This is a genomic window from Streptomyces sp. NPDC007205, from assembly GCF_040634095.1.
In the GTDB taxonomy this organism is placed as follows: domain Bacteria; phylum Actinomycetota; class Actinomycetes; order Streptomycetales; family Streptomycetaceae; genus Streptomyces.
Genome location: NZ_JBEYEW010000029.1, coordinates 60,653 through 84,385, shown reverse-complemented (window position 1 = coordinate 84,385; position 23,733 = coordinate 60,653). Strand labels below are relative to the sequence as shown.

At 71.7% G+C, this 23,733-nt stretch carries 23 protein-coding genes; 7 read left to right on the top strand and 16 right to left on the bottom strand.

Going from position 1 to position 23,733, the window contains the following annotated elements; translation table 11 throughout:
- Positions 1-84: 84 nt before the first annotated feature.
- Both ABZ624_RS32905 and leuA read right to left on the bottom strand, forming a co-directional pair.
- Entirely contained in the window at positions 85-771 is a 687-nt protein-coding gene (locus tag ABZ624_RS32905; RefSeq protein WP_360097286.1) for a TerB family tellurite resistance protein, read from the bottom strand.
- Between the two features lie 184 nt (positions 772-955).
- Positions 956-2,677 carry a 2-isopropylmalate synthase gene (gene leuA / locus ABZ624_RS32900; protein ID WP_360097283.1) on the bottom strand — a complete coding sequence of 574 codons (1,722 nt, stop codon included), beginning with the start codon at positions 2,675-2,677 and terminating at the stop codon, positions 956-958.
- 352 nt (positions 2,678-3,029) lie between these two features.
- Here leuA and ABZ624_RS32895 point away from each other — a divergent pair, with 352 nt between their 5' ends.
- From ABZ624_RS32895 to ABZ624_RS32880, 4 genes are read left to right on the top strand one after another with little or no spacing between them, the layout of a single operon-like run.
- Positions 3,030-4,100, top strand: coding sequence for a M4 family metallopeptidase (locus tag ABZ624_RS32895; RefSeq protein WP_360097280.1), 1,071 nt, complete (start codon positions 3,030-3,032; stop codon positions 4,098-4,100).
- A gap of 33 nt (positions 4,101-4,133) precedes the next feature.
- Positions 4,134-4,400 (top strand): protealysin inhibitor emfourin, encoded by a 267-nt coding sequence (locus ABZ624_RS32890; protein ID WP_360097277.1) that lies wholly within the window; start codon positions 4,134-4,136, stop codon positions 4,398-4,400.
- A 57-nt stretch (positions 4,401-4,457) separates the two neighbouring features.
- Positions 4,458-5,771 carry a GH1 family beta-glucosidase gene (locus tag ABZ624_RS32885; RefSeq protein WP_360097274.1) on the top strand — a complete coding sequence of 438 codons (1,314 nt, stop codon included), beginning with the start codon at positions 4,458-4,460 and terminating at the stop codon, positions 5,769-5,771.
- Positions 5,768-7,036: an MFS transporter gene (locus ABZ624_RS32880; RefSeq protein WP_360097271.1), complete on the top strand. Its 1,269-nt coding sequence runs from the start codon at positions 5,768-5,770 to the stop codon at positions 7,034-7,036. Before ABZ624_RS32885 ends, ABZ624_RS32880 begins: the two co-directional genes overlap by 4 nt.
- A gap of 72 nt (positions 7,037-7,108) precedes the next feature.
- On the opposite strand, the gene ABZ624_RS32875 is transcribed toward ABZ624_RS32880, so the two are convergent.
- Positions 7,109-7,963 (bottom strand): NAD(P)-dependent oxidoreductase, encoded by an 855-nt coding sequence (locus ABZ624_RS32875; RefSeq protein ID WP_360097268.1) that lies wholly within the window; start codon positions 7,961-7,963, stop codon positions 7,109-7,111.
- Positions 7,964-8,086: 123 nt separating this feature from the next.
- On the opposite strand from ABZ624_RS32875, the gene ABZ624_RS32870 reads away from it, so the two are divergent.
- Positions 8,087-8,935: a helix-turn-helix transcriptional regulator gene (locus tag ABZ624_RS32870; protein WP_360097265.1), complete on the top strand. Its 849-nt coding sequence runs from the start codon at positions 8,087-8,089 to the stop codon at positions 8,933-8,935.
- A gap of 1 nt (position 8,936) precedes the next feature.
- Here the strand turns inward: ABZ624_RS32870 and era are convergent, their stop codons facing one another.
- A complete protein-coding gene (gene era / locus ABZ624_RS32865; protein WP_360097262.1) occupies positions 8,937-9,890 on the bottom strand; it encodes a GTPase Era in 954 nt (317 codons plus the stop codon).
- Positions 9,891-10,089: 199 nt separating this feature from the next.
- Between era and ABZ624_RS32860 the strand changes: the two genes are divergently transcribed.
- Positions 10,090-10,428 carry a P-II family nitrogen regulator gene (locus tag ABZ624_RS32860; protein ID WP_360097259.1) on the top strand — a complete coding sequence of 113 codons (339 nt, stop codon included), beginning with the start codon at positions 10,090-10,092 and terminating at the stop codon, positions 10,426-10,428.
- Here ABZ624_RS32860 and ABZ624_RS32855 read toward each other — a convergent pair.
- The 5 genes from ABZ624_RS32855 to ABZ624_RS32835 form a co-directional block, all read right to left on the bottom strand.
- Positions 10,322-11,332 carry a DUF916 domain-containing protein gene (locus ABZ624_RS32855; protein WP_360097256.1) on the bottom strand — a complete coding sequence of 337 codons (1,011 nt, stop codon included), beginning with the start codon at positions 11,330-11,332 and terminating at the stop codon, positions 10,322-10,324. The two genes, ABZ624_RS32860 and ABZ624_RS32855, sit on opposite strands and share 107 nt — an antisense overlap.
- 126 nt (positions 11,333-11,458) lie before the next feature.
- Positions 11,459-12,796, bottom strand: coding sequence for a beta-xylosidase (locus ABZ624_RS32850; RefSeq protein ID WP_360097253.1), 1,338 nt, complete (start codon positions 12,794-12,796; stop codon positions 11,459-11,461).
- Between the two features lie 165 nt (positions 12,797-12,961).
- Entirely contained in the window at positions 12,962-13,438 is a 477-nt protein-coding gene (locus ABZ624_RS32845; RefSeq protein ID WP_360097250.1) for a hypothetical protein, read from the bottom strand.
- A gap of 284 nt (positions 13,439-13,722) precedes the next feature.
- A complete protein-coding gene (locus ABZ624_RS32840) occupies positions 13,723-14,076 on the bottom strand; it encodes a cytidine deaminase (protein ID WP_360097247.1) in 354 nt (117 codons plus the stop codon).
- Positions 14,077-14,114: 38 nt separating this feature from the next.
- On the bottom strand, positions 14,115-14,936 hold the full coding sequence (locus ABZ624_RS32835; protein WP_360097326.1) for a helix-turn-helix transcriptional regulator: 822 nt from the start codon (positions 14,934-14,936) through the stop codon (positions 14,115-14,117).
- Between the two features lie 148 nt (positions 14,937-15,084).
- Between ABZ624_RS32835 and ABZ624_RS32830 the strand changes: the two genes are divergently transcribed.
- Entirely contained in the window at positions 15,085-16,515 is a 1,431-nt protein-coding gene (locus ABZ624_RS32830; protein ID WP_360097244.1) for an MFS transporter, read from the top strand.
- A gap of 303 nt (positions 16,516-16,818) precedes the next feature.
- Here ABZ624_RS32830 and ABZ624_RS32825 read toward each other — a convergent pair whose 3' ends face one another.
- The 7 genes from ABZ624_RS32825 to ABZ624_RS32795 form a co-directional block, all read right to left on the bottom strand.
- A complete protein-coding gene (locus ABZ624_RS32825; protein ID WP_360097241.1) occupies positions 16,819-17,178 on the bottom strand; it encodes an MmcQ/YjbR family DNA-binding protein in 360 nt (119 codons plus the stop codon).
- A complete protein-coding gene (locus ABZ624_RS32820) occupies positions 17,175-18,467 on the bottom strand; it encodes a hemolysin family protein (RefSeq protein WP_360097238.1) in 1,293 nt (430 codons plus the stop codon). Before ABZ624_RS32820 ends, ABZ624_RS32825 begins: the two co-directional genes overlap by 4 nt.
- A 9-nt stretch (positions 18,468-18,476) precedes the next feature.
- Positions 18,477-18,974 carry an rRNA maturation RNase YbeY gene (gene ybeY / locus ABZ624_RS32815; RefSeq protein ID WP_360097235.1) on the bottom strand — a complete coding sequence of 166 codons (498 nt, stop codon included), beginning with the start codon at positions 18,972-18,974 and terminating at the stop codon, positions 18,477-18,479.
- Positions 18,975-18,986: 12 nt separating this feature from the next.
- Positions 18,987-20,063 (bottom strand): PhoH family protein, encoded by a 1,077-nt coding sequence (locus tag ABZ624_RS32810; protein ID WP_360097232.1) that lies wholly within the window; start codon positions 20,061-20,063, stop codon positions 18,987-18,989.
- 143 nt (positions 20,064-20,206) lie between these two features.
- Positions 20,207-21,364, bottom strand: a complete 1,158-nt coding sequence (locus tag ABZ624_RS32805; RefSeq protein ID WP_360097229.1) for a PfkB family carbohydrate kinase — start codon at positions 21,362-21,364, stop codon at positions 20,207-20,209.
- Positions 21,365-21,428: 64 nt separating this feature from the next.
- Positions 21,429-22,769, bottom strand: coding sequence for a glucarate dehydratase family protein (locus ABZ624_RS32800; protein WP_360097226.1), 1,341 nt, complete (start codon positions 22,767-22,769; stop codon positions 21,429-21,431).
- Positions 22,766-23,662 carry a 5-dehydro-4-deoxyglucarate dehydratase gene (locus tag ABZ624_RS32795; RefSeq protein ID WP_360097323.1) on the bottom strand — a complete coding sequence of 299 codons (897 nt, stop codon included), beginning with the start codon at positions 23,660-23,662 and terminating at the stop codon, positions 22,766-22,768. Before ABZ624_RS32795 ends, ABZ624_RS32800 begins: the two co-directional genes overlap by 4 nt.
- Positions 23,663-23,733: the final 71 nt, after the last annotated feature.

Here is a 23,733-nt window from a genome sequence, read left to right as displayed (position 1 = left end):
CGTCCCGGTGATCACTCATACGGGCGACGCCGAGACCAGCCGCTCGATCGGGCGATCCATGGGGCCGGCCCGGAGCCCGGCGGGTCAGGACGGGGTGCGGGCGGCGGCCAGCAGGCGGGTGACGTCGTCGGCGCAGATGGTCAGGGCCGCGCCGACCGTGGTGAGGGCGTCGCGTTCGGCGGGCGTGTAGGGGCCGTCGGCGAGGGCGATGCGGGCGGCCTGGAGGAGCAGGGACTCGCGGCCCGCCGGGGCGAGGTGCGGGGCGAGCGGGTCCAGGGCCTCGTGCAGCTCTATGGTCAGGCTCGTGCCGCCCTCGCCGCCGAGGACCCGGCCGGTGTCGGCGGCGAGGGCCTCGACCAGGGCGGCCAGCTGGTCCTCGGTGCAGCCGTCGAAGCCGGCCGCGCGCACGGCCGTGGCGGCCGTCTCCAGCGCTGTACGGGAGGAGGTGCCGCCCGCGGCGAGCACGGCGAGGGCGACGGTGTGCACGGCGTCGCGGAGCATCGCGGAGAAGCGGCGCGTGGTGGGGTGGTCGAGGACGTCGGTGCCGTAGTGGTGGCGGCAGGCGGCGCACTCCACGACCGGTCCGGCCGTGCCGCGCGGCAGCAGGGGCACCCCGAGCAGGGTGAGCCGGCGGCGCCCGGTGAGCCGCTGGTAGTTGCGGTCGCCGCCGCAGCCGGGGCAGAAGAACTCGCCGTCCCCGATCGGTGTCCATGCGGTGCGTGTGCCCAGGAAGCGCAGGGCCTGGCCGTCTCGTCCCCGTACTGGCAGCACGTCGCACCTCCGTAACCGCACGGCAACATCGCCGTGCTGGCGTGATGTTAGCCACATCACGGAGGTTGAGTCAGTACCCCGGAAGAGACCTGTCCGTGATCTGAGTGCGACGATGGCCGATAAACGACGGCGCCCTGACCGCCGTATACAGCGGTCAGGGCGCCGAAAGGCCCGGTCGGAGCGGTCAGCGGGCCGCGCGGTTCACCGCGGAGACGACGGCCTTCAGCGACGCACGCGTCGTGTTCGCGTCGATGCCGATGCCCCACAGGACCTTGCCGTCGATCGCGCATTCGATGTAGGAGGCGGCCTGCGCGGAGGCGCCCTCGCTCATCGTGTGCTCCTGGTAGTCCAGCAGGCGTACGTCGATGCCGATGGACTCCAGGGCGTCGAAGAAGGCCGAGATCGGACCGTTGCCGGAACCGGTCAGGACCGTGTCCTCGCCGTCGACCGTCGCCTCGACGGTCAGCGTGTCCACGCCGTCCGTGTCCGTCGTCGACTGGCCGGTCCTGACCTGGATGCGGCCCCAGGGGTTGTCCGGGTTCGGCAGGTACTCGTCCTGGAAGACCGCCCAGATCTCCTTCGGCGTGATCTCGCCGCCCTCGGCGTCGGTCTTCGCCTGGATGAGCCTGGAGAACTCGATCTGCATCCGGCGCGGCAGGTCCAGCTTGTGGTCGTTCTTCAGGACGTAGGAGATACCGCCCTTGCCGGACTGCGAGTTGACCCGGATCACGGCCTCGTAGGAGCGGCCGACGTCCTTCGGGTCGATCGGCAGGTAAGGCACCGCCCACTCGATGTCGTCGACGGTGACGCCCTTGGCCCTGGCGTCGGCCTCCATGGCGTCGAAGCCCTTCTTGATGGCGTCCTGGTGGGAGCCGGAGAAGGACGTGTAGACCAGGTCGCCCACGTACGGGTGGCGCGGGTGGACCTCCATCTGGTTGCAGTACTCCCACGTACGACGGATCTCGTCGATGTCGGAGAAGTCGATCTGCGGGTCGACGCCCTGCGAGAACAGGTTCATGCCCAGGGTGACCAGGTCGACGTTGCCGGTCCGCTCACCCTGCCCGAACAGGCAGCCCTCGACGCGGTCGGCGCCGGCCATCAGGGCCAGCTCGGCCGCCGCCACGGCCGTACCGCGGTCGTTGTGCGGGTGGACGGACAGGCAGACGTACTCGCGGCGGGTCAGGTTGCGGTGCATCCACTCGAAGCGGTCCGCGTGCGTGGAGGGGGTCGAACGCTCCACCGTGGCGGGCAGGTTGAGGATGATCTCGCGGCCGGGACCGGGCTGCCAGACGTCCATGACCGCCTCGCAGACCTCCAGCGCGAAGTCCAGCTCGGTGTCGGTGAAGATCTCGGGGCTGTACTGGTAGCCGAACTCGGTCTCCGGGCCCAGCAGTTTCTCGGCGTACTCCGTCACCAGCCGGGTGCCGTCGACGGCGATCTGCTTGATGTCGTCCCTGGAGCCGCGGAAGACCACGCGGCGGAAGACGGGGGCGGTGGCGTTGTACAGGTGGACGGTCGCCCGCCTGGCGCCCTTCAGGGACTCCACGGTCCGCTCGATCAGGTCCTCGCGGGCCTGGGTCAGTACGGAGATCGTGACATCGTCCGGGATCGCGCCCTCTTCCTCGATGATCGAGCGCACGAAGTCGAAGTCGGTCTGGCCGGAGGCCGGGAAGCCGACCTCGATCTCCTTGTAGCCCATCTTGACCAGCTGGTCGAACATCCGGCGCTTGCGCTCGGGCGACATGGGGTCGATCAGGGCCTGGTTGCCGTCACGCAGGTCGGTGGAGAGCCAGCGGGGGGCGGCGGTGATCCGCTGCTCCGGCCAGGTGCGGTCCGGGATGTCCACCTGCTCGTAGCGGCCGTACTTGTGGATCGGCATGGAACTGGGCTGCTGGCGGTTGGCCATGGTGCGTGGGCTCCTCAGGGTGTCCGGAGATCCGGATGTCCGGGTGGACGGCCGACGACGCAACGCCAGAGCTCCGCGGGGAGGGAGTCGGCCTTGTGACTACAGGCCCTCGCCGCGGCAGCTAAGGAGAAGCAGCCCGAAACGCATGATGCCTCGCAGCCTAGCCGAGCCGCCCCGGGCCCGGGGGACGCGTTTCAGTATGCGGGACCGCGACCACAAAAGGGACAAAAAGTGCGCTGCACCACATCGCCCTACCACACCGTCACACAGCGTGGCGCTCCCTGTCCTGGTATTTCACCAATCATGGTGGCAGCTAGTGACATCTCCATCACTGAGTGCGATGGTGCGGGACATGACGACCAACGGGGGCTTCGAGCCCGTCTTCTGCACGATCGTGCCGCCACATGTCCTCGACAAGCTCGCGCAAGCCGAGGACTCCGCGCTCTCCGGCCCGGCCCGCCGGTCCCTGGAGCACGACGCCCTCCAGCGCACCAAGCGCCGCCTGACCACGGTCATCGGCGCACCCTCCGTCGCCGCTCCCGCGGGTGCCGCCGCCGACCAGCCGCACCGCACCATCTACGACGCCCACCACACCCAGGACCTGCCCGGCACCAAGGTCCGCGAGGAGGGCTCCGACCCGGGCTCGGACGCCACCGTCAACCGCGCCTACGCGGGCCTCGGCGCCACCTTCGAGCTGTACCTCAAGGCCTACGGCCGCCACTCGATCGACGGCGCCGGGCTGCCGCTGGACGCCACCGTGCACTTCGGCGAGGGCTACGACAACGCCTTCTGGAACGGCGAGCAGATGGTGTTCGGCGACGGCGACGGCCAGGTCTTCCTCGACTTCACCCTCCCGGTCGACGTCATCGGCCACGAGCTGACGCACGGCGTCACCCAGCACACCGCGAACCTGGAGTACTTCGGCCAGTCCGGCGCGCTCAACGAGTCCGTCTCGGATGTCTTCGGCTCGCTGATCAAGCAGTACACGCTCGGCCAGACCGCCGCCGAGGCCGACTGGCTGATCGGCGCCGGGCTGCTCGCGCCGGGTGTCCACGGCACCGCGCTGCGCTCGATGAAGGCCCCGGGCACGGCGTACGACGACCCGAACCTCGGCAAGGACCCGCAGCCGGCGACCATGGAGCACTATGTCCGCACCGGCCGCGACAACGGCGGCGTGCACATCAACTCGGGCATCCCGAACCACGCCTTCTACCTGGTCGCGACGGCCATCGGCGGGCGCTCCTGGGAGAAGGCGGGACAGATCTGGTACGACGTGCTGACCGGCGGCGGCCTCAAGCAGGACGCGCTGTTCGCCGACTTCGCCACGCTGACGGTGAAGGCGGCCCGGGAGCGGTTCGGCGCCGGGGACGAGCTCCAGGCCGTGCAGAAGGCGTGGGAACAGGTCGGCGTGCGGACGCTGTAGTACTGCGACGCCGGAGTACTGGACACTGGGCCCATGCGGATTGAAGTGAGGCGCACGGGCGGTTTCGCGGGCATCGAGCGCCGGGCCGAGGTGGACACCGCGGGCCGGCCCGACGCCTCCGCGTGGCAGGCCCTGGCCGAACGCGTCCTCGCGTCCGGCCAGGGCACCGCGCCCGCCGGCGTACCGGACGGCTTCCGGTACGAGATCACCGTGGACGGCCGCACGGTGTACGCGGCCGACCCCCGACTCAGCGAGGAGGAACGGGAGTTGGTCTCCCGGGTGCTGAAGGAAGGCGCGTAACCACCGGTTTCCGCCGGGGCGTTGACTTCTGTTACCGGGGGTAAGGATGATCCGGCCATGGCGACTGACGCAGGCGGCCCGATACCCCGTTTCCCCGAGGGCTTCCTGTGGGGTGTCTCGACCTCGGCCCATCAGATCGAGGGCGCGGCCGGGGAACGCCAGCCATCGGTGTGGGACGTGTTCACGGCCGAACCGGGGCGGGTGAAGGACGGCTCGACGGCGGCGGTCGCCTGCGACCACTACCACCGCTACCGCGAGGACGTGGCCCTCCTCGCCGGCCTCGGCGTGGACGCGTACCGCTTCTCGGTCTCCTGGCCCCGGGTGAACTCCCCCGGTGGCCTCGACTTCTACGACCGCCTGGTGGACGAGCTGTGCGCGGCGGGCGTACGGCCGGTGCCCACCCTCTTCCACTGGGACCTGCCCGCCAGTCTGGACTGGCTCCAGCGGGACACGGCGGCCCGGTTCGCCGACCATGTGACGGCGGTGGCCGAGCGCCTCGGCGACCGTGTGGGCAAGTGGATCACCCTGAACGAGCCCGCCGAGCACACCCTCCTGGGCCATGCCCTCGGCGCCCACGCCCCCGGCAGGCGGCTCCTGTTCGACGCGCTCCCGGTCGCCCACCACCAGCTCCTCGCCCACGGTCTCGCGGTACGGGCCCTGCGCGCGGCCGGGGCCGGGGACGTCGGCATCGCCAACTCCCACGGCCCCACCTGGCCCGCCTCCACCGAGCCGGCGGACGTCGAGGCGGCCGGTTTCTACGACGTCCTGCTCAACCGCCTGTTCGCCGAGCCGGTCATCCTCGGTCAATACCCCGACGGCATGGCCGCGTTGATGCCGGGCGACGTGCAGGAGGACCTGAAGGTCATCGCCGAGCCCGTCGACTGGTACGGGATCAACTACTACGCGCCCACACGGGTGGGTGCACCCGGCGGCACCGACAGCGAGTACGGCGGTCTGGCGCTGCCCGCCGAACTGCCCTTCTCGGTCCGGGAGATCGCGGGCCGCCCGGTGACCGACTTCGGCTGGCCGATCGTCCCGGAGGGCCTCACCGAGCTGCTGTGCGGCTTCCGCGAGCGGTACGGCGACAGGCTCCCGCCGATCGTCATCACCGAGAACGGCTGCTCCTACGACGGCGTCGACGACCAGGACCGCATCGCCTACCTGGACGCCCATCTCCGCGCCCTGCACACCGCGCTGGAGGCCGGCGTGGACGTACGCGGCTACTTCGTGTGGTCCCTGATGGACAACTTCGAGTGGGCCGAGGGGTACGCGCGCCGCTTCGGCCTGGTGCACGTGGACTACGGGACGCTGAAACGCACCCCGAAGGCCTCCTACCACTGGTTCCGGGACCTGCTGCGGGCCCAGAGATGAGCACGGCCGGCGGCCCGGCCGACGCTCCGGCCGCCGCCCTGGCCGAGCCCGTCGCACCCGTCGGCCGGGGCTGGACGGCAGCCCTCGCACTGGCCAACGGGGCGATCTGGGTCGGCTGGTTCGGCCCGCTGCAGATCCTGCTCGCCTCCCAGGCGAAGGACTTCGCACCCGGCACCGGGATGACCAAGGAGACCCTGCTGGCCTGGGTGACCGGCGCCGGCGCGATGGTCTCGCTGCTCGCCAACCCGCTCTTCGGCGCGCTGTCCGACCGTACGACGGCCCGCCGGGGCCGCCGTACGCCGTGGATCGTGGCCGGGGCGGCGGGCGGCGCGGTGTCCCTGCTGCTGCTCGCGCGGGCGGGCGGGGTGTGGTCGATGGCGGTGGGCTGGTGCCTGGTGCAGCTCACGCTGAACGCGGCGTTCGCGGCGGTGACGGCGGCGGTACCGGACCGGGTGCCCCGGCTCCAGCGCGGCGCGGTGGGCGGCTGGCTGGGGGCGGCGCAGATCCTGGGCGTGGTCGGCGGCACGGGCCTCGCGACGGCGGCAGGCGGGATCGGCGCCGGGTACACGGCCTGCGCGGTGTGCGCGGCGGCGGGCGTGCTGCCGTACGTCCTGCGGTTCCCGGATCCGCGGCTGGCGGAGACCGACCGGCCGGCGTGGTCGTGGCGGTCGTTCCTGGCGGGGTTCTGGCTGAGCCCGCGCCGCCACCCCGACCTCGGCTGGGCCTGGCTGACCCGCTTCCTGATCAACCTCAGCAACGCGATGGTGCTGTTGTACCTGCTGTATTACCTGCGCGACCGCCTGCACCGCCCCGACCCCGAGCAGGACGTGCTCGTGCTGACGGCGGTCAACAGCCTGACGCTGGTGGCGACGGTCGTGGCGGGCGGCGTCTGGTCGGACCGGGTGGGCCGGCGCAAACCGTTCGTCGTCTGGTCGGGCGTGCTGATGGCGGTGGCGACGGCGGCCCTGGCCGGCTGGCAGACCTGGCCCGGCGCGATCGCGGCGGCGGCCGTCCTCGGCGTCGGCTTCGGCGTGTTCACCTCCGTCGACTTCGCGCTGATGACGGACGTCCTGCCGAAGTCACTGGACCGGGGCAAGGACCTGGGGGTCATCAACGTGGCCAACGCCCTGCCCCAGGTGGCCGCCCCCGCGCTGGCGGCGCCGATCGTGACCTACCTGGGCGGCTACCGGGTGCTGTACCTGGTGGCGGCGGTGATCGGGCTGGCGGGGTCGGTGCTGGTGGGGCGGATCAGGGGGGTCGACTAGGCCCTGTCGTCAAATTCCCGCCTGCCAGGCGCCGCCGGACAGGCGGGAATTTGACGACAGGGCCTAGGTGGCTCAGAGGACTCCGGCGTCGCGGGCGGCCCAGACGGTCGGGTAGAGGGGCCGGAAGCCGAGGTCCCGGCGGATCCGCTCGGTGGACATGATCCCGAGCCACGGGTCGGGGTCGGTCCGGGCGTACATGTCGGCGGGCACCTCGACGCCGTTGAGCCGGTGCAGGTCGACCGCCGTGACGGGGGCGTCGTCGGCGATGTTGTAGACGGGCCCGCCGGCCCCCGGCGCGTACAGCAGGCGCAGCAGCCCTTGGGCGACGTCGGCATGGTGGCCCATGTGCAGCCGCTGGGTGGACGCCCAGTGCGCCGCCCACCGCAGGGACTGGGCGAGATGGGGATCGCCCTCGCCGTAGACGAAGGGCAGCCGGGCGATGCGCACCTCCATGCCCTCCAGCGCGAGCAGCTCCCGTTCGGCCGCCGCTTTGGACTCGGGATAGGCGCCCCACATCGCGCCGCCGGGCTGGGTCTCGTCCTCCTCGGTCAGCGGGCGGCCCCGCCCGACGCCGTACACCAGCCCCGTGCTGACCTGCACGAAGCGCCGCACTCCGGAGGCCACCGCGGCCCGGCCCAGGGCCACGGCCGCGTCCCGGTTGACGGCCCAGGCCTCCTCGTCCGGCACCCCGCGGAAGGACGCCGCGACGTTCACGACCGCGTCCACCCCGGCGAGCGCCTTGCCGAGCACCTCCTCGTCCCGCAGATCGCCGACGGCGACCTGGGCGCCCAGCTCCGCGAAGGCCTCGCCGCGCGCCGCGTCCCGCACCATGACCCGTACCTGCTCGCCCGGCCGCCGCTGCGCCAGCAGCCTCGGCACGAAGCGCCGGCCGACCTGTCCCGTCGTGCCCGTCACCAATGTCAGCATCTTCTGCTCCTCTCGACCTGGTGCCACCACTGTCGACCGGGGCCGCGGCGGGCGGGAGAGACCTCCCGATCAGGGGACCGGCACTCCCTGGATAAGCCCTGCGCCCTGCCGCACCCTTGAGGGGTGAACCGAGCCGAACTCGCTGACTTCCTGCGCCGCAGCCGTGCCCGCCTGGGCCCGTCCGATGTGGGGCTGGCCGCCGGCGCCCGCCGCCGTACACCGGGCCTGCGCCGAGAGGAGGTGGCGGCGTTGGCCGGCATGTCGGTCGACTACTACACGCGCCTGGAGCAGTCGCGTGGCCCGCGCCCGTCCCGCCAGATGCTCACGGCACTGGCGCGGGCGCTGCGCCTGAGCGAGGACGAACGCGACCACCTGTTCCACCTGACCGGCGAGGAGCCCCCGCGCCGCGAGGCGGCGTCGAGGCATGTCCGCCCCGGCCTGCTGCTGGTCCTCGACCGACTGCACGACCACCCTGCGCAGGTGGTGACCGACTGCGGCGAGGTGCTGGCACAGAACGCGATGGCCAGGGCACTCGTCGGAGACGTGATGTCCCGCCCGCCACGGGAACGCAACCTGACCCGCCTGTTCTTCCTGGACCCCGCCGTGCGGGAGCTGTTCCCGCCCGAGGACCGGCCGGAGCACGCGCGCGGGCACGTGGCGAGCCTGCGCGCGGTGGCCGCCGCCCGCCCCGACGATCCGGAACCGGTCGCGCTGGTCGCCGAACTCCGCTCGGCGAGCGAGGAGTTCGGCCGCCTGTGGGAGGAACACGAGGTGTCCCTGCGGCGCCCGGGCACCAAGCGCTTCCAGCACCCCGTGGTCGGCCTGCTGGAGCTGGACTGCGAGGTGCTGCTCAGTCACGAGTACCACCAGCTGCTGATCATCCACACGGCCCGCCCCGGCACGGAGTCCCACGAACGGCTCCAGCTGCTGAGGGTGGTGGGCTTGCAGGACATGACCCCCCAGGGGGCCTAGCTCAGAACCCCAGCTTGCGCAGCTGCTTCGGGTCGCGTTGCCAGTCCTTGGCCACCTTGACGTGCAGGTCGAGGAAGACCGGCGTGCCGAGCAGCGCCTCGATCTGCTTGCGGGACTTGATGCCGACCTCCTTCAGGCGCTTGCCCTTGGGGCCGATGATGATGCCCTTCTGGCTGGGGCGCTCGATGTAGACGTTGGCGTGGATGTCCAGGAGGGGACGGTCCGCGGGACGGTCCTCGCGCGGGAGCATCTCCTCCACGACCACGGCGATGGAGTGCGGCAGCTCGTCACGGACCCCCTCCAGCGCGGCCTCGCGGATGAGTTCCGCGATCATGACCTGCTCGGGCTCGTCCGTCAGATCACCCTCGGGGTAGAGCGCGGGACCCTCCGGCATCAGCGGGATCAGAAGGTCGGCCAGCAGATCCACCTGCTGGGCACCCACCGCCGACACCGGCACGATCTCCGCCCACTCGATGCCCAGGTCCTTGCCGAGCTGGTCGATGGCGATCAGCTGCTCGGCCAGGGCCTTGGAGTCGACCAGGTCGGTCTTGGTGACGATGGCGACCTTCGGGGTCTTCCTGATCCCGGCCAGCTCCTTGGCGATGAAGCGGTCACCGGGACCGATCTTCTCGTTCGCCGGCAGGCAGAAACCGATCACGTCCACCTCGGCCCACGTCGTCCGCACGACGTCGTTGAGCCGCTCACCGAGCAGCGTGCGCGGTTTGTGGAGCCCCGGGGTGTCCACCAGGATCAGCTGGGCGTCGGGCCGGTGCACGATGCCCCGTACCGTGTGCCGCGTCGTCTGCGGCTGGTTCGCGGTGATCGCCACCTTCTGCCCGACCAGAGCGTTCGTGAGGGTGGACTTGCCCGCGTTGGGCCGGCCCACGAAGCAGGCGAAACCGGCGCGGTGGACGGCCTCGGCCGGCTGCTCGGATGACTGGGTACGAACGCTCATGCCGTTCATTGTCCCTGATCCACGAGCCGGCGCTGTACCAGCGATGCCCCACCGGCGCCCACCGCCCCCTCAGCCCTGTGACGGCTGGTCCTTACGGTGCACGCCAGGACGGCATACGATCACGGCGTCCTGGGCCACGGCGCCCGGTAAACCACTCCGTCCTCACCGGCACCAGCACGCAGAAGGTCGACACCCAGGCATGAAGCTCATCACCGCGATCGTCAAACCGTACCGGCTGGACGAGGTCAAGACCGCCCTGCAGGAGCTGGGCGTGCACGGTCTGACCGTGACCGAGGCGAGCGGCTACGGCCGGCAGCGCGGCCACACCGAGGTGTACCGGGGCGCGGAGTACCGGGTCGACCTGGTGCCGAAGGTGCGCATCGAGGTCGTGGTGGAGGACGCGCACGCCGACGCCGTGATCGACGCGATCGTCAGCGCCGCGCGGACGGGGAAGATCGGGGACGGGAAGGTATGGGCCGTACCCGTGGAGACGGTCGTCCGCGTGCGGACCGGCGAACGCGGCCCCGACGCGCTCTGACCAGCAGCGCCCCGGTCGCCACGCCCGCGACGAACACCAGCGCCGCGACCAGCCACGGCAGCGCGAGGAAGGAGGCGCTCGCCGACTGCCGGGTGCCGGGCGCGCTCGCGGTCAGCGTCACGTCCGCCCGGTCGAGCTGGGGCGCACCGGACCAGGTCTCGGTGAGCCGGACCCGCTGTCCCGGCAGCAGTTCGGACGGCAACCGGGTCAGCTCGCGGTCGAGCAGCGTACGGCCGAACAGCCCGCGCGCCTTCAGTTCCACCTTGGGGTCGAGGGTGACGTTGCCGGTGTTGCGCAGGGTGTAGGAGACGGTCGCCGTGCTGTCGCCGAGGCCGGGGACGAGCGGCTGGTGATGGCTGATGTGCACCTGCCCGACGGAGAGCGCGGGCAGGGTGGGCCCGCCGACCCTCAGATAGACCCGGGCACCGACGGCCCGCTGCACGCCGAGCGCGAACCGCCCGCTGCCGGGGTCGATCTTCTCGTCGAGGGCGACGAGGGCACCCGGGTGGTCACCGGGCTCGGCCTCTTCCGGGACGTGCAGCGTGAACGGCACGGTGACGGTCCTGTGCCCGGGCACGGTGATCCGGGACCTGGCGGGCTTCGCCCAGGCGCCCACCCCGCACATCCGTTCCTTCAGCGTGCGTACGGCGAAGCCGCCGTCCCTGGGCGTGTTGTAGGCGTCGGCCGCGTAGAGCCGGAAGGTGAGCGGCGTGCCGGTCCTGTTCTGGACGGCGACCTTGTCGGTGAGGGTCTGGCCGGGGTCGGCGGAGAGGTAGAAGGAGGGCCGCGCGGCGACTTCCGAGGCGACCGGGTAGACGGACCAGCTGCCGTTGTCGGCGGCGTGGGCGGGTGTGGCCTGCCATGCCAGCATCAGGCCCAGGAGGAGGACGTACAGCTTGCGCATGGGTGCGGACCCCCGCGGACGAGAGAAGAGAGACGAGAGACTGGGGAGAGACTGGGGGCGACTTGGGGGGCGACTGGGGGGACGGACGAGAGACATGGGAACGGGCGGGTGCGGACGCCCGTACGCTCAGGTGAGCGTCAGCGTGAGCACGCCGGAGTACGCGCCCGGAGGTGTGAACGCCGGTACGTCCAGGGAGAGTCCGGCGTCGACGGTGAACTCACCGCCGGTGAGCGTGCCGTCGGAGGTCGACGCCAGGGTCGCTCCCGAGCTGCCCAGGGTGCCCGCCGAACCTGCCTTGCAGGTGCTGGGGCTGCCCGGCTTGGTCGCGCAGGCCGGGGTCCAGCTCAGCCTGCCCGCGTCGACCTTGCCGCCGGGGCCGGTGAAGTCGGTGACCTTGCCCGTCAGTGACCAGCCCGCGGGCCCGCCTCTGAAGTCCTGCACGGTCACGGTCTGGAGCTTGCCCGTGGAGGCCCCGCCCTTGCCGAAGCCGACCGCCGACAGCGCGACGGAGTCCCCGGCCTGGGACATGGACAGCGTGCCCGCCTTGACGGTGGTGGTCAGCTTCTGACTGCCCGGCGGGACGGGCGAGTTGTCGTTGACGACATAGGCGGCCGGTCCGGCCCCCTTGTCCGCGGTCCAGGAGCCGCCCTCGTAGGCCACGATCCCGGTCGTCGTCCTGTCCTTGACGACGAGGGAACCGCTGAAGGAGCCCTGGGCGTTCGCGGTCACCGTCGCGGTGTCCGCGGTCTGGGTGCCGCCGGACCGCCCGGCCAGCGTGACGGTCGCGCCCGGAGTGAAGTGCGTACCGCTCACGGTGACACTGGCGCCCGGGTCACCCGAGGCCGAACTCAGGGAGATGGCACGGGTGTTGGCCGGGGTGCCGTCGGTCGCCGTCACGGTCTGGGACACCGGGGCGGGCGGGTTGGTGACCGTGCAGGGGGTGTCCAGCTCCATGATGTAGCTGGTGTGGATGTTGTAGTCGCCGGGCGAGAGGGTGATCTGGCCGGCCTTGGTGACGGTGAACGTCCCGGTCATGGAGAAGGACGGGAAGGCGGCCTTCCCGGGCACCGGCGGGTTCTTCCTGGGTCCCGCGACGGTCACGTCCCCCGTCTGCGCGCCACCGAGGGTGACCTTCCCGGTCGGGGTCATGATGTCGGCCGGCAGGGCGAGGTCGGTGGGGTTGCCCGCGGCGGCGGTGACCACGGTGTAGGTCACGGTGACGGTGTCGCCGACCTTGGGACTGGCATTGTCCACGGACACGCCGGCGGTCGTGGTGCCGTCGATCGGCGGCAGGCCCGCGACGGCGGGCGGGATGCAGTGCGTGGCGAAGTCCACGTTCGCGCCGGCGGCGCCGGCCGGACAGGCCAGCGCGCCGCCCGTGGTGACCGCGAGCGCGGTCGCCCCGAGCAGTGAGCTCCAGCGCCACCGTCGGGATCTTCGTGGTCTTGGGGGTGTCGAACCCATGGGGCCCCCTCCTGAGGGTTGCGGGCGCAGCGGCTCGTCTGCGCCGACAGGGGGCATTGATGTGGAGCGGGGGTGAGAAGTCAATGGAGATGCCGCAGAAAACTGACGGATCATCAGTTTCTGCGGCATCCGGAACAGATCGCTCGGTTCGGTCGGCCGAAGGGATCAGTCGAACACGAAGGGGCCGGGCGCCTGCGGACCGCTCGCGGTGCAGGTCACGGTGACGCCGAAGATCACCATCTTCAGCGAGCCACCGTAGGCGTCCAGGCTGTCACCGGAGGCGACGGTGCCGGGGAGCGGGCCGACGCTGACCGCGTCGCCGGTGTTCATGGCGGGGTTCTTCGTCCCGCTGAACACGACGGAGCCGCCGCCGGCCCTGGCCAGGGTGAGGGTGGAGGAGATGGAGTCCTGGGCCACCGCCACCGGTGCGGTGATGGCGGACGAGGTGAGGGTGATGGTGGCCGAGGTGCCGCTCTGGGTGGCGGTGAGCGTGGCCGCGCCGCCGCCGAAGATGCCGCAGCTCGCGGTGATGGTCGCCGACTGTGGGGTGACGGCGGCCGCGGTGGGCGCGAAGGCGAGTCCGGTGACCGCGAGGGCCCCGGCGACCAGCGCCGCACCCGTTGCCGTGCGCTTGCGTCTCATGGGGATCCGCTTCCCTTCCCTGTGGGGAGTGCCATGTGGGGGGACGCCGACGGGCGGGGGGCCTGAGCAGGCGGTACGGCACACTGCGCCGGCGGTGCGGATCTGACGGCCCGTCGGAAGGTACGGCTCCATTGACGCGCAGGAGCACAGCCGCAACAAGGTTGAATTCCAGCCGACCTGCCGTTCGGCCGGTACATCCTCAACGGGCCGGGACCGCCACCAGACCGGCACCGGCCGGGCCGGCGGCGGGACCACCAGTCGAGGGGGCGGAGCCCCCTGGGGCGTCAGGCGGCGGGGGCGGTGAGCCGGACGACACCGTCCGGCGAGGCCAGCAACACCGGCGTCCCCGCACCCCCCAGATCGGCCACCGCAGCCAAGTCCTCGTCCGCCAAGGACTCCGCCTCGCTGACCACCGCCGCCGCCTCCAACGACGTAGCCCCCGACGCCACCGCCATGGCGACGGCGGTACGCAGCGCGCTCAGCGTCAGCGAGGGCAGCGAAACCGCCCCGGCGACATACGTACGCCCGGTCTCGTCCCGTACGGCCGCCCCCTCCGGCACACCGTTACGGGCCCGCACGGAACGGGCCAGGGTGACGATCTTGCGGTCCTCGGGATCAAGCGCGTTGCTCTCGGTCATGCCCTGAGCATACGAAGCCGCGCCCGCCGCCCCGCCCTTCACCCCGCCACGGGGTACATCGCGCCCCGCCGGCCGTCCGGAGAGGCGAGCCACTCCAGCTTCGCTGCGGTGTTCGCCTCCTCCAGCGGCGTGTGCAGCACGATCATCAGATCGGGCCGGGCCGGCACCTTCATCGCCGTCGACTCCACGACCAGCAGCCCGGCCAGCGGATGGTCCAGCTCCTTGCGGACCTGCCCCTGCTCCTCGACGTCCCGCTCGGCCCACAGCGCCACGAACTCCGGACTGCGCTCGCTGACCTCGGCGAGCACCGCCCGGAACCCCTCGTCGTCCGGCCGGGCCGCGGACGCGGCCCGGAACTGCGCCACGACCGTACGGGCGTTCCGCTCCCAGCTGTGGCACCGCGACCGGTACAGCGGATCGGTGAAGAAGTCGACGAGACAGTTCTGGGTGATGTCCGGCCGCATGCCGAGCACGATCGCGGCCGCGTCGTTGTACATCACGCAGTTGTAGTACAGGTCCATGATGTGCGCCGGATACGGCATCCAGGTGTCGATCAGCCGCTGCAGCCCGTCGCACATGTCCCGCTTGCCCTGCACCACTTCGGGCGCCGGCGGGTTCAGCCCGGCGAGCAGATACAGGTGCCGGCGCTCGGCGTCGCTCAGCCGCAGCACCCGCGCCACCGCGTCGAGCACCGACGGCGAGACGGAGATCTCCCGCCCCTGCTCCAGCCACTGGTACCAGGAGGCGCCCACCCCGGCGAGCACGGCGACCTCCTCCCGGCGCAGCCCGGGCGTACGGCGCCGACCGCCCCCGGCGGGCAGCCCGGCCTCCTCGGGGCTGACCCGGGCCCGCCGGCTCATCAGGAACTCGCGCAGTTCGTTGCGCCGTTCACTCCTCGTCGCCCCCGCAGCAGGCACGTACCGCTCCTCCCCCGTTGTGTCTGGTGGTGCCACCACCACCATAAGTTCCGACTCCCCATGTTTCTTCCGCCGGCCGCAAGCTCGTGCCATGGCGATCGACACCACCACCCAACCCACCACCCCCACGGGCACCTCGCTCGACACCCCCCGGCCGCCCCGGTTGTCGACGCGTGACAAGCTCGTCCTGTTCGTGCTGTGCGCGGCCCAGTTCATGGTCGCGCTGGACTTCTCCGTCCTCAACGTGGCCCTGCCCGACCTCGGCACCGACCTCGGTATGAGCCGCTCGGCGCTGCAGTGGGCGGTCACCGCGTTCGCGCTGCCCTCCGGCGGCTTCCTGCTCCTCTTCGGCCGCATCGGCGACCTGTACGGCCGCCGCAAGCTGTTCCTGACCGGCCTGGCCCTGTTCGGCGCGGCCTCGCTGCTGGCGACCCTGGCCTGGGACCCGGCGTCCTTCCTCACCGGACGCGCGCTGCAGGGCCTCGGCGCGGCGGCGATCGTCCCGACGGGGATGTCCCTGCTGACCACCACCTTCCCGGAGGGCCCGGCCCGGGACCGCGCGCTCGGCATCTCCGGCACGCTGATGTCGCTGGGCTTCACGGTCGGCATGATCGCGGGCGGTGTGCTGACGGACGCGCTCGGCTGGCGTTCCACCATGGCCCTGCTGACGGTGTTCGCGCTGATCGTGCTGCCGCTGGCCCCGGGTCTGCTGCCGGAGTCGCGCACCCCGCAGGGCCCGCGTCTGGACGTGCCGGGCGCGGTCGCCGTCACCACCGGTCTGCTGTCCCTGATCTACGCCCTGTCCACGGCCGCCGACCACGGCTTCGCCCGCCCGGACGTGATCACCACCCTGATCGCCGGCCTCCTCCTGCTGACCGCGTTCGCGGTGATCGAGTCCCGCTCGACCGCGCCCCTGGTCTCGCTGCCCATGCTGCGCCGCCGCACGGTCGCCTGGGGCAACGTGGGCGGTCTGGTCACCTTCTCGATGATGTCGACGGTCATCTTCGTCCTGACCCTGTACCTGCAGGAGATCCTGCGCCTGTCGGCGTTCGAGACGGGCCTGGTCTTCGGCGTCCAGGGCGTGCTGTCGGTCGTCGCCGGCACGCTCGCCCCGAAGGTGATCGGCCGCTTCGGCGCCCGCCGCACCCTGGTCGGCTCGCTGACCGGGCAGGGCGCGCTGATCGCGGCCCTGCTCCTGCTGAACGCCCACACCTGGTCGGTCTGGCTCGCCACCGCGGCCGTGTCCCTGGCCAGCATGTGCCACCTGGGCGCGATCATCTCCTACGGCCTGACCGTCACCTCCGGTGTGCCGGACGAGGAGCAGGGCCTGGCGACCGGTCTGGTGACCTCCACCCAGCAGGTCGGCATCACCATCGGCATCCCGCTGCTGGGCGTCCTGGCCACCGCCTCCGGCGACCTGCTCAGCGGCGTCCACACGGTCGTCGCCCTGGACGCGGCGATCGTCCTGGCCACCGCCGTCCTGGTCGGCCTGGGCCTGCGCCGGGGTCGGTCCAGGGTCTGAACGATCTCCCTCCGCGCGGCCGTGTGCACCACACGGCCGCGCGCGCCGTTGACCAGCGGGAGGTAGGGCGCGACGTGCCCGCACTCGACCCCGGCGTCCAGCCAGGACCTGAGGCCCTCGGGCCCCCGGTAGGGGTGTCCATGAGGTTGTTGCCCTGCACGGTCGCGACCCCGGTGAGCAGGGTCAGCGGCGTGATGACCGCGGACATGTCGGAGTAGCCGACGACCCGGGGCGCAGGGGGTGCGGATATCGCGTGGTCATGCCCCTGATCCGACAGGACGCCCGTGCCTTGGGGCAACGCCGTTACGGCCGGTCCAGCCGCAGCCGCTCCGTCCTCGGCAGTCCGGCGACGACGAGGTCGTACGAGTCCTCGATCAGCTCCTTCACCAGCCGCTCGGACAGTGCGCCGTCGACCGTCACGGTGTTCCAGTGCCGCTTGTTCATGTGGTACCCGGGGACGATCAGCCCCTCGTGCTCCCCGCGCAGCCGTAGCGCGTCCTCCGGGTCGCACTTGAGGTTGACCGTCAGGGGCCGCGCGCCCAGCTCGGCCAGGGCGAACATCTTGCCCAGCACCTTGAAGACCGAGGTCTCCGGGTTGAACGGGAAGTCCTCCACGGCCGCGTTGAAGGACAGGCAGAAGGCGCGCAGTTCCTCTGGGCTCACTCGGGCCTCTCCTCGTCCTTCCCGGCGGGCTCGACCAGGACCGTCACGATCTTGTTCCGGCGGCCGGCCGCGGCCTCCGCGGTCAGCTTCAGCCGGCGCTCGTCGGGCAGTTCGACCTCTGCGGACGCCCCCGCGATGGGGACACGGCCGAGGGCCTTGGCGAGCAGTCCGCCGACCGTCTCCACGTCCTCGTCGTCGTACTCCTCCAGGCCGTACAGCTCGCCGAGGTCGGTGATGTCCAGGCGGGCGGTGACCCGGAAGCGGTTGTCACCGAGGTCCTCGACCGGCGGGAGTTCACGGTCGTACTCGTCGGTGATCTCGCCGACGATCTCCTCGAGGATGTCCTCGATGGTGACGATGCCGGCGGTGCCGCCGTACTCGTCGATGACGACGGCGACGTGGTTGCGTTCCTTCTGCATCTCGCGCAGCAGGTCACCGGCGTTCTTGGTGTCGGGCACGAAGACGGCGGGCCGCATGGCGGTCGAGACCAGGTCGCTCTCCGCGTCGCGGCTGATGTGGGTCTTACGGACCAGGTCCTTCAGATACACGATCCCGACGATGTCGTCCTCGCTCTCGCCGGTGACCGGGATCCGGGAGAAACCGGAGCGCAAGGCGAGGGTGAGGGCCTGCCGGATGGTCTTGAAGCGCTCGATGGTGACCAGGTCGGTGCGCGGCACCATGACCTCACGGACGAGCGTGTCCCCGAGCTCGAAGACCGAGTGCACCATGCGGCGCTCCTCGTCCTCGATCAGCGACTCCTGCTCGGCGAGGTCGACCAGCGCACGCAGCTCCGCCTCGGAGGCGAAGGGGCCGCGCCGGAAGCCCTTGCCGGGCGTGAGCGCGTTGCCGATGAGGATCAGCAGGGAGGGGATCGGGCCCATGATCCTGGCGAGCGGCAGCAGCACGTACGCGGACACGGTCGCCGTGTTCAGCGGGTGCTGGCGGCCGATGGTGCGCGGCGACACACCCACGGCGACGTACGACACCAGCACCATCACCCCGATGGCGACCATCAGGGCCTGCCAGGTGGCGGCGAACTCCTGCAGGCAGGCGTATGTCACCAGGGCCGCGGCAGCCATCTCGCAGGCGACGCGGACCAGCAGGGCCACGTTGAGGTAGCGGGTGGGGTCGGCGGCGACCTGGGCGAGCCTGGCGCTGCCGCGCCGCCCGGACTTGACGGCCTCCTCGGCGCGGAAGCTGGAGACCCGGGCGAGGCCCGCCTCCGCGCAGGCGGCGAGCCAGGCGACGACGACCAGCGCGATCGCGCCGACCACGATCTGCGGAGACATACGGCCCGCTTACGAGACGGTCGGCGCCGGGGACGGCCCGGTCAGCCCGCGCTCGGCCCGCCACCCGTCCACGATGGCCGCCTGGAGCCCGAACATCTCGGCCTTCTCGTCGGGCTCCTCGTGGTCGTACCCGAGCAGGTGCAGCACGCCATGGACGGTGAGCAGCTGCAGCTCCTCGTCCATGGAGTGCTGGGTCGGCGCTTCCTCGCCCTGCTTCCTGGCGACCTCGGGGCAGAGCACGATGTCACCGAGCAGCCCCTGCGGCGGCTCGTCGTCGTCCTTGGACGGCGGCCGCAGCTCGTCCATCGGGAACGACATGACATCGGTCGGACCCGGCAGATCCATCCACTGGATATGGAGCTGCTCCATGGCGTCGGCGTCCACGACGATCACCGAGAGCTCGGAGAGCGGGTGGATGCGCATCCGCGCGAGCGCGTAGCGGGCGATGTCGAGGATCGCCTGCTCGTCGACCTCGGTGCCGGACTCGTTGTTGACGTCGATCGACATGGTCGTGCTGGTCTACTTCCCCTTGTGTCCGGCCTTGCCCCGGCCCTGCACCTTGTGCGCGCCGTTCTGGGTGCCGTGCTTGCTGTCGTAGCTCTCGTACGCGTCGACGATACGGCCCACCAGCTTGTGCCGTACGACATCGTGGGACGACAGCCGGGAGAAGTGGACGTCCTCGACGCCTTCCAGGATCTCCTGCACCTGCCGCAGACCGCTCTTGGTGCCGTCCGGGAGGTCGACCTGGGTCACGTCACCCGTGATCACGATCTTCGAGTCGAAGCCGAGGCGGGTGAGGAACATCTTCATCTGTTCGGGGCTCGTGTTCTGGGCCTCGTCCAGGATGATGAAGGCGTCGTTGAGCGTGCGGCCACGCATGTAGGCGAGCGGCGCGACCTCGATGGTCCCGGCGGCCATGAGCCGTGGAATGGAGTCCGGGTCGAGCATGTCGTGCAGCGCGTCGTACAGCGGGCGCAGGTAGGGGTCGATCTTCTCGTAGAGCGTGCCGGGCAGGAAGCCGAGCCGCTCACCGGCCTCCACGGCGGGGCGGGTGAGGATGATCCGGTTGACCTGCTTGGACTGCAGGGCCTGCACGGCCTTGGCCATGGCCAGGTAGGTCTTGCCGGTACCGGCGGGCCCGATGCCGAAGACGATCGTGTGCTTGTCGATCGCGTCGACGTACCGCTTCTGGTTGAGGGTCTTCGGGCGGATGGTGCGCCCGCGCGAGGACAGGATGTTCTGCGTCAGTACCTGCGCCGGGGTCTCGGGCCCGTCGCTCGTCCCGTTGTCGCTCGCCTTGAGCATGGCGATCGAGCGTTCCACTGCGTCCTCCGTCATCGGCTGCCCGGTGCGGAGCACCAGCATCATCTCGTCGAACACGCGCGAAATGAGGGCGACGTCGGTGGGGTCGCCGACCGCGCTGATCTCATTGCCCCGGACGTGTATGTCGGCCCCCGGGAAGGCCCTCTCGATCACGCGCAGGAGGGAGTCGCCGGAACCCAGTACGGTCACCATGGGGTGCTGGGCGGGGACGGTGAACTGCGCTCTCGCCTGCTCCTGCGCGGGGGTGGTGTGAGCTGTGGGTGTCTGTGTCATGGGCCGGCGCTGAAGGCCTGCGCTTCCTCCTTCTCACGGCCGCGTAGCTGAGGGCGGCCTCGCGCTTCCAGGGTACGACGGTGCACAGACAAGCCCGTAGATGTTTTCCGAACGGGGGCCCGGAAGGCGGAGCCCCCCGTACATCAGCCGGACCGGCGGAACCCGATGGTCGGAACCGCTCGCCTCAGCGGCCAGGGCCGGTCCACCTCCTCCGGCACCAGTCCCTCGAGAAACCGGTACCTGTCCAAGGCCGCCGGCTCCTGCCCCGGTAGGGACTGCACCCGCCGCCACCACGCCCCGATCTCCGACCACCCCGGCGCGGACAGGGACCCCCCGAACTCCTGCACCGACAAAGCCGCCGTGAGCCCGGCGAACGCCAGCCGGTCCGCCAGCGGCCATCCCGCCAGCGACCCCGTCACGAACCCGGCGACGAACACATCCCCCGCTCCCGTCGGATCCAGCGCCTCCACGGCGATCGCCGGCACGTCCGCGGCCTCCCCCGTCCGCCGGTCCACCGCATAGGCCCCCTCCGGCCCGAGCGTCACGACAGCCACCGGCACACACTCGGTCAGGGCGTGCGCGGCGAGCCGCGGACAGTCGGTCCCCGTGTACCGCTTCGCCTCCTCCGCGTTCGGCAGAAACGCCTCGCAGTGCTCCAGATCGGCGAGTCCGGCCAGATCCCACGCCCCGGTCTCGTCCCAGCCGACGTCGGCGAAGATCCGCGTGCCCTTCCGTGCGGCCTGCGCGATCCACGGCGCCCGCGTACCGGGCGTCAGGGAAGCGACGGCCGCACGCGCGCGGGGCGGGCGCGCCGGGGCCCCCTCCGCACCGAACACGGCCTGCGGCGGCGGCTCGTGCCCGTGGGACACCATCGTCCGCTCACCCTCGTACGCCATGGACACCGTCACCGGCGAGTGCCAGCCGGGCACGGTCCGCGACGCCGACAGATCGATGCCCTCGCCCTGTTCGAGCACGTCCCAGCAGTACTCGCCGTAGTGGTCGTCCCCGAAGGCCGCGGCGAGGGAGGTCCGCAGTCCGAGCCGGGCCAGGGCCGTGGCCATGTTGGCGACCCCGCCGGGGCTGGAACCCATGCCCCGGGCCCAGGACTCGGTGCCGCGCACGGGCGCCGAGTCCAGGCCGGTGAAGATGATGTCGAGGAAGACCGTGCCGGTCAGGTACACGTCCCAGGGCGGGTCACCGGGCGCGCGCAGCGCGGCGAGCGGGTCGATCTGGGGCCGACAGCGCGCGGCCTGGGTGAGGTGTTCCGGTTCCTCTCCGGTGAGAGTGTGCGACGGGGTCACGGTGCGCTCCCTGGCGTGGTGCGGACCTGGCCAGTGTGCACCACGTGCCGCGCCGCACAGGCGGTTACCAGCGGGGCATCACCGGTTGCCGCCAGCCCGGTTCGGCCGCCCGCATCGCCGCCGCGTCGTCGCGGTCCCGCAGCGAGCCGTCGTCCTCGGCCCACCGCCGGTGCAGCCGGGCCAGCTCCTCCCGGTCCAGTTCGACGCCGAGGCCGGGGGCGTCGGAGACCACGACCCGCCCGCCATGGAACGCCGGCCGCTCGGTGAGGACGTCCTCGGACTGCCAGGGGTAGTGGGAGTCGCACGCATGGTGGAGGCCGGGGACCGTGGCCGCGACCTGGGTCATCGCGGCGAGGCTGATGCCCAGGTGCGTGTTGGAGTGCATCGAGACCCCGACCCCGAAGGCGGCGCAGATCGCGGCGAGTTGCCGGGTGTTGCGCAGCCCGCCCCAGTAGTGGTGGTCGGCGAGCACGACCTGCACGGCGTCGCGCGTGAAGGCCTCCTTGATCTCCCCGAAGGCGGTCACGCACATGTTGGTGGCGAGCGGGACGCCCGCCCGTCGCCCACCACCACCCTTGTCCGAGGCGCTTCGCGCCGCCCCTCTCAATTCCGCCGACACCTCGGCCATCGCGGCCGTACCGAGCGTCGGGTCCTCCAGGTACTCCAGGACGTCCCCGAGTTCGGCCGCCACCTTCAGCGAGGTCGCCACCGACCAGGCGCCGTTGGGATCGAGGCGCAGCGGATGCCCGGGGAAGGCCCCGGCGAGGGCCCGTACGGCCGCGATCTCCTCATCGGGCGCGAAGACACCGCCCTTGAGCTTGAACGACGTGAACCCGTACCGCTCCTTGAACAGCCGCGCCTGCGCCACCACCCCGGCCGGGTCGAGGGCGGCCCCCCAGTCGTCCGGCTCGCAGGCCACGCCCTTCGGATGGCCGGCCCACTTGTAGAACAGATAGGCGCTGTACTCGACGGCGTCGCGCACCTTGCCGCCGAGCAGCGCGTGCACGGGCAGTCCGAGTGCCCTGCCCTGGGCGTCCAGGCAGGCCACCTCGAAGGCGGACAGCACCGACAGCCGCAGCTTGTCGGCGCTCTGCACCCCGCGCAGCCCGCCGGCGTCGGCCTCCGCCTCGACCCGGGACTCGTCGACGCCGAGGTCGATCGCGAACAGCCCGTTCACATCCATGACCGAGCGTCCGGTGAGCCGCGCGGCCAGCGGGCGGGCCAGTTCCAGGTACTTGGTGTCGCCATAGGTCTCGCCGAGCCCGGTGGTCCCGTCGGCGGTGACGATCTCCACGATCAGCCGCGGGGTGTACGGCTGGTGCACGCCCTGGGTGTTCAGCAGCGGCGGGTCGGCGACCAGGACCGGCGTCAGCCGCACCTCGGCGATGGTCAGGTCACGGGTCACAGGGAGGCTCCCACGAGGTCGAGTCCGGCGGCGAGCAGCGCCCTGAGGTCGGCGAGGTCGGCGGGCGCGGGGTCGGTGAGCGGGGCGCGTACGGGTCCGACGCGCTGCCCCCGCAGCCGGGCCGCCGCCTTCACCAGGGACACGGCGTATCCGGGGGCGCGGTCGCGGAGTTCGACGAACGGGACGTAGAACTCCCGCAGCAGCTTGTCGACGGCTGCGTGGTCGGCGTCCCGCAGGGCGGCGAAGAAGGCGCCGGCGATCTCGGGGGCGAAGGCGTGCACGGCGGAGGAGTAGGCGGGGACGCCGACGGCGGCGTAGGCGCGGGCCTGGATCTCGGCGGTGGCGGCGCCGTTGAAGAAGAGGAAGCCGTCGGGGGCGGCGAGGGTGAGGCGCTGGAGCCGGTCGAGGTCGCTGTGGCCGTCCTTGAGGCCGATGACGTTCGGGATGCGGGCGATGCGCCGCAACCCTTCGGCCGTGTAGGCGACTTGGCCGCGCTGGTAGGCGATCAGCGGCAGCCGGGTGCGGGCGGCGAGCCGCTCCACCTGGGCGGCGAGGCCCTCCTGCGGGGCGTCGACCAGGTAGTGCGGCAGCACGAGCAGCGCGTCGGCCCCGGCCTCCTCGGCGATCCGCGCGAACCGGGCGGCCTGCGCCCAGCCGTACCCGGTCCCGGCGACGACCGGCGCCTCTCCCGCCGCCGCCTCGACGGCGACCCGGACGACGGTCCGGTACTCGTCCTCGTCGAGCGAGAAGAACTCGCCGGTGCCGCAGGCCGGGAAGACGGCACCGGGCCCGGCGGCGAGCCGGTCGGCGACATGGGCCCGGAAGCCGTCGGGGTCGAGGGAGCCGTCGTCGTGGAACGCGGTGAGCGGGAAGGACAGCACTCCGCGCGCCATCCCCTCCCGCAGCCGCCGCGCCACGCCCCCGGGACTCGGATCGCCGCCCACCTGACCATCTCCCCTTATGA

What these genes read in the sequence shown, in the direction of transcription:
- ABZ624_RS32890 (WP_360097277.1), top strand. Translation starts at nt 4,134, where the DNA reads ATGCGGATTGAAGTGAGGCGCACGGGCGGTTTCGCGGGCATCGAGCGC.
- ABZ624_RS32845 (WP_360097250.1), bottom strand. Translation starts at nt 13,438, where the DNA reads ATGAGACGCAAGCGCACGGCAACGGGTGCGGCGCTGGTCGCCGGGGCC.
- ABZ624_RS32820 (WP_360097238.1), bottom strand. Translation starts at nt 18,467, where the DNA reads ATGTCTCCGCAGATCGTGGTCGGCGCGATCGCGCTGGTCGTCGTCGCC.
- ABZ624_RS32895 (WP_360097280.1), top strand. Translation starts at nt 3,030, where the DNA reads ATGACGACCAACGGGGGCTTCGAGCCCGTCTTCTGCACGATCGTGCCG.
- ABZ624_RS32840 (WP_360097247.1), bottom strand. Translation starts at nt 14,076, where the DNA reads ATGACCGAGAGCAACGCGCTTGATCCCGAGGACCGCAAGATCGTCACC.
- leuA (WP_360097283.1), bottom strand. Translation starts at nt 2,677, where the DNA reads ATGGCCAACCGCCAGCAGCCCAGTTCCATGCCGATCCACAAGTACGGC.
- ABZ624_RS32860 (WP_360097259.1), top strand. Translation starts at nt 10,090, where the DNA reads ATGAAGCTCATCACCGCGATCGTCAAACCGTACCGGCTGGACGAGGTC.
- ABZ624_RS32830 (WP_360097244.1), top strand. Translation starts at nt 15,085, where the DNA reads ATGGCGATCGACACCACCACCCAACCCACCACCCCCACGGGCACCTCG.
- era (WP_360097262.1), bottom strand. Translation starts at nt 9,890, where the DNA reads ATGAGCGTTCGTACCCAGTCATCCGAGCAGCCGGCCGAGGCCGTCCAC.
- ABZ624_RS32850 (WP_360097253.1), bottom strand. Translation starts at nt 12,796, where the DNA reads ATGGGTTCGACACCCCCAAGACCACGAAGATCCCGACGGTGGCGCTGG.
- ABZ624_RS32835 (WP_360097326.1), bottom strand. Translation starts at nt 14,936, where the DNA reads ATGAGCCGGCGGGCCCGGGTCAGCCCCGAGGAGGCCGGGCTGCCCGCC.
- ybeY (WP_360097235.1), bottom strand. Translation starts at nt 18,974, where the DNA reads ATGTCGATCGACGTCAACAACGAGTCCGGCACCGAGGTCGACGAGCAG.
- ABZ624_RS32875 (WP_360097268.1), bottom strand. Translation starts at nt 7,963, where the DNA reads ATGCTGACATTGGTGACGGGCACGACGGGACAGGTCGGCCGGCGCTTC.
- ABZ624_RS32810 (WP_360097232.1), bottom strand. Translation starts at nt 20,063, where the DNA reads ATGACACAGACACCCACAGCTCACACCACCCCCGCGCAGGAGCAGGCG.
- ABZ624_RS32795 (WP_360097323.1), bottom strand. Translation starts at nt 23,662, where the DNA reads ATGGCGCGCGGAGTGCTGTCCTTCCCGCTCACCGCGTTCCACGACGAC.
- ABZ624_RS32885 (WP_360097274.1), top strand. Translation starts at nt 4,458, where the DNA reads ATGGCGACTGACGCAGGCGGCCCGATACCCCGTTTCCCCGAGGGCTTC.
- ABZ624_RS32880 (WP_360097271.1), top strand. Translation starts at nt 5,768, where the DNA reads ATGAGCACGGCCGGCGGCCCGGCCGACGCTCCGGCCGCCGCCCTGGCC.
- ABZ624_RS32855 (WP_360097256.1), bottom strand. Translation starts at nt 11,332, where the DNA reads ATGCGCAAGCTGTACGTCCTCCTCCTGGGCCTGATGCTGGCATGGCAG.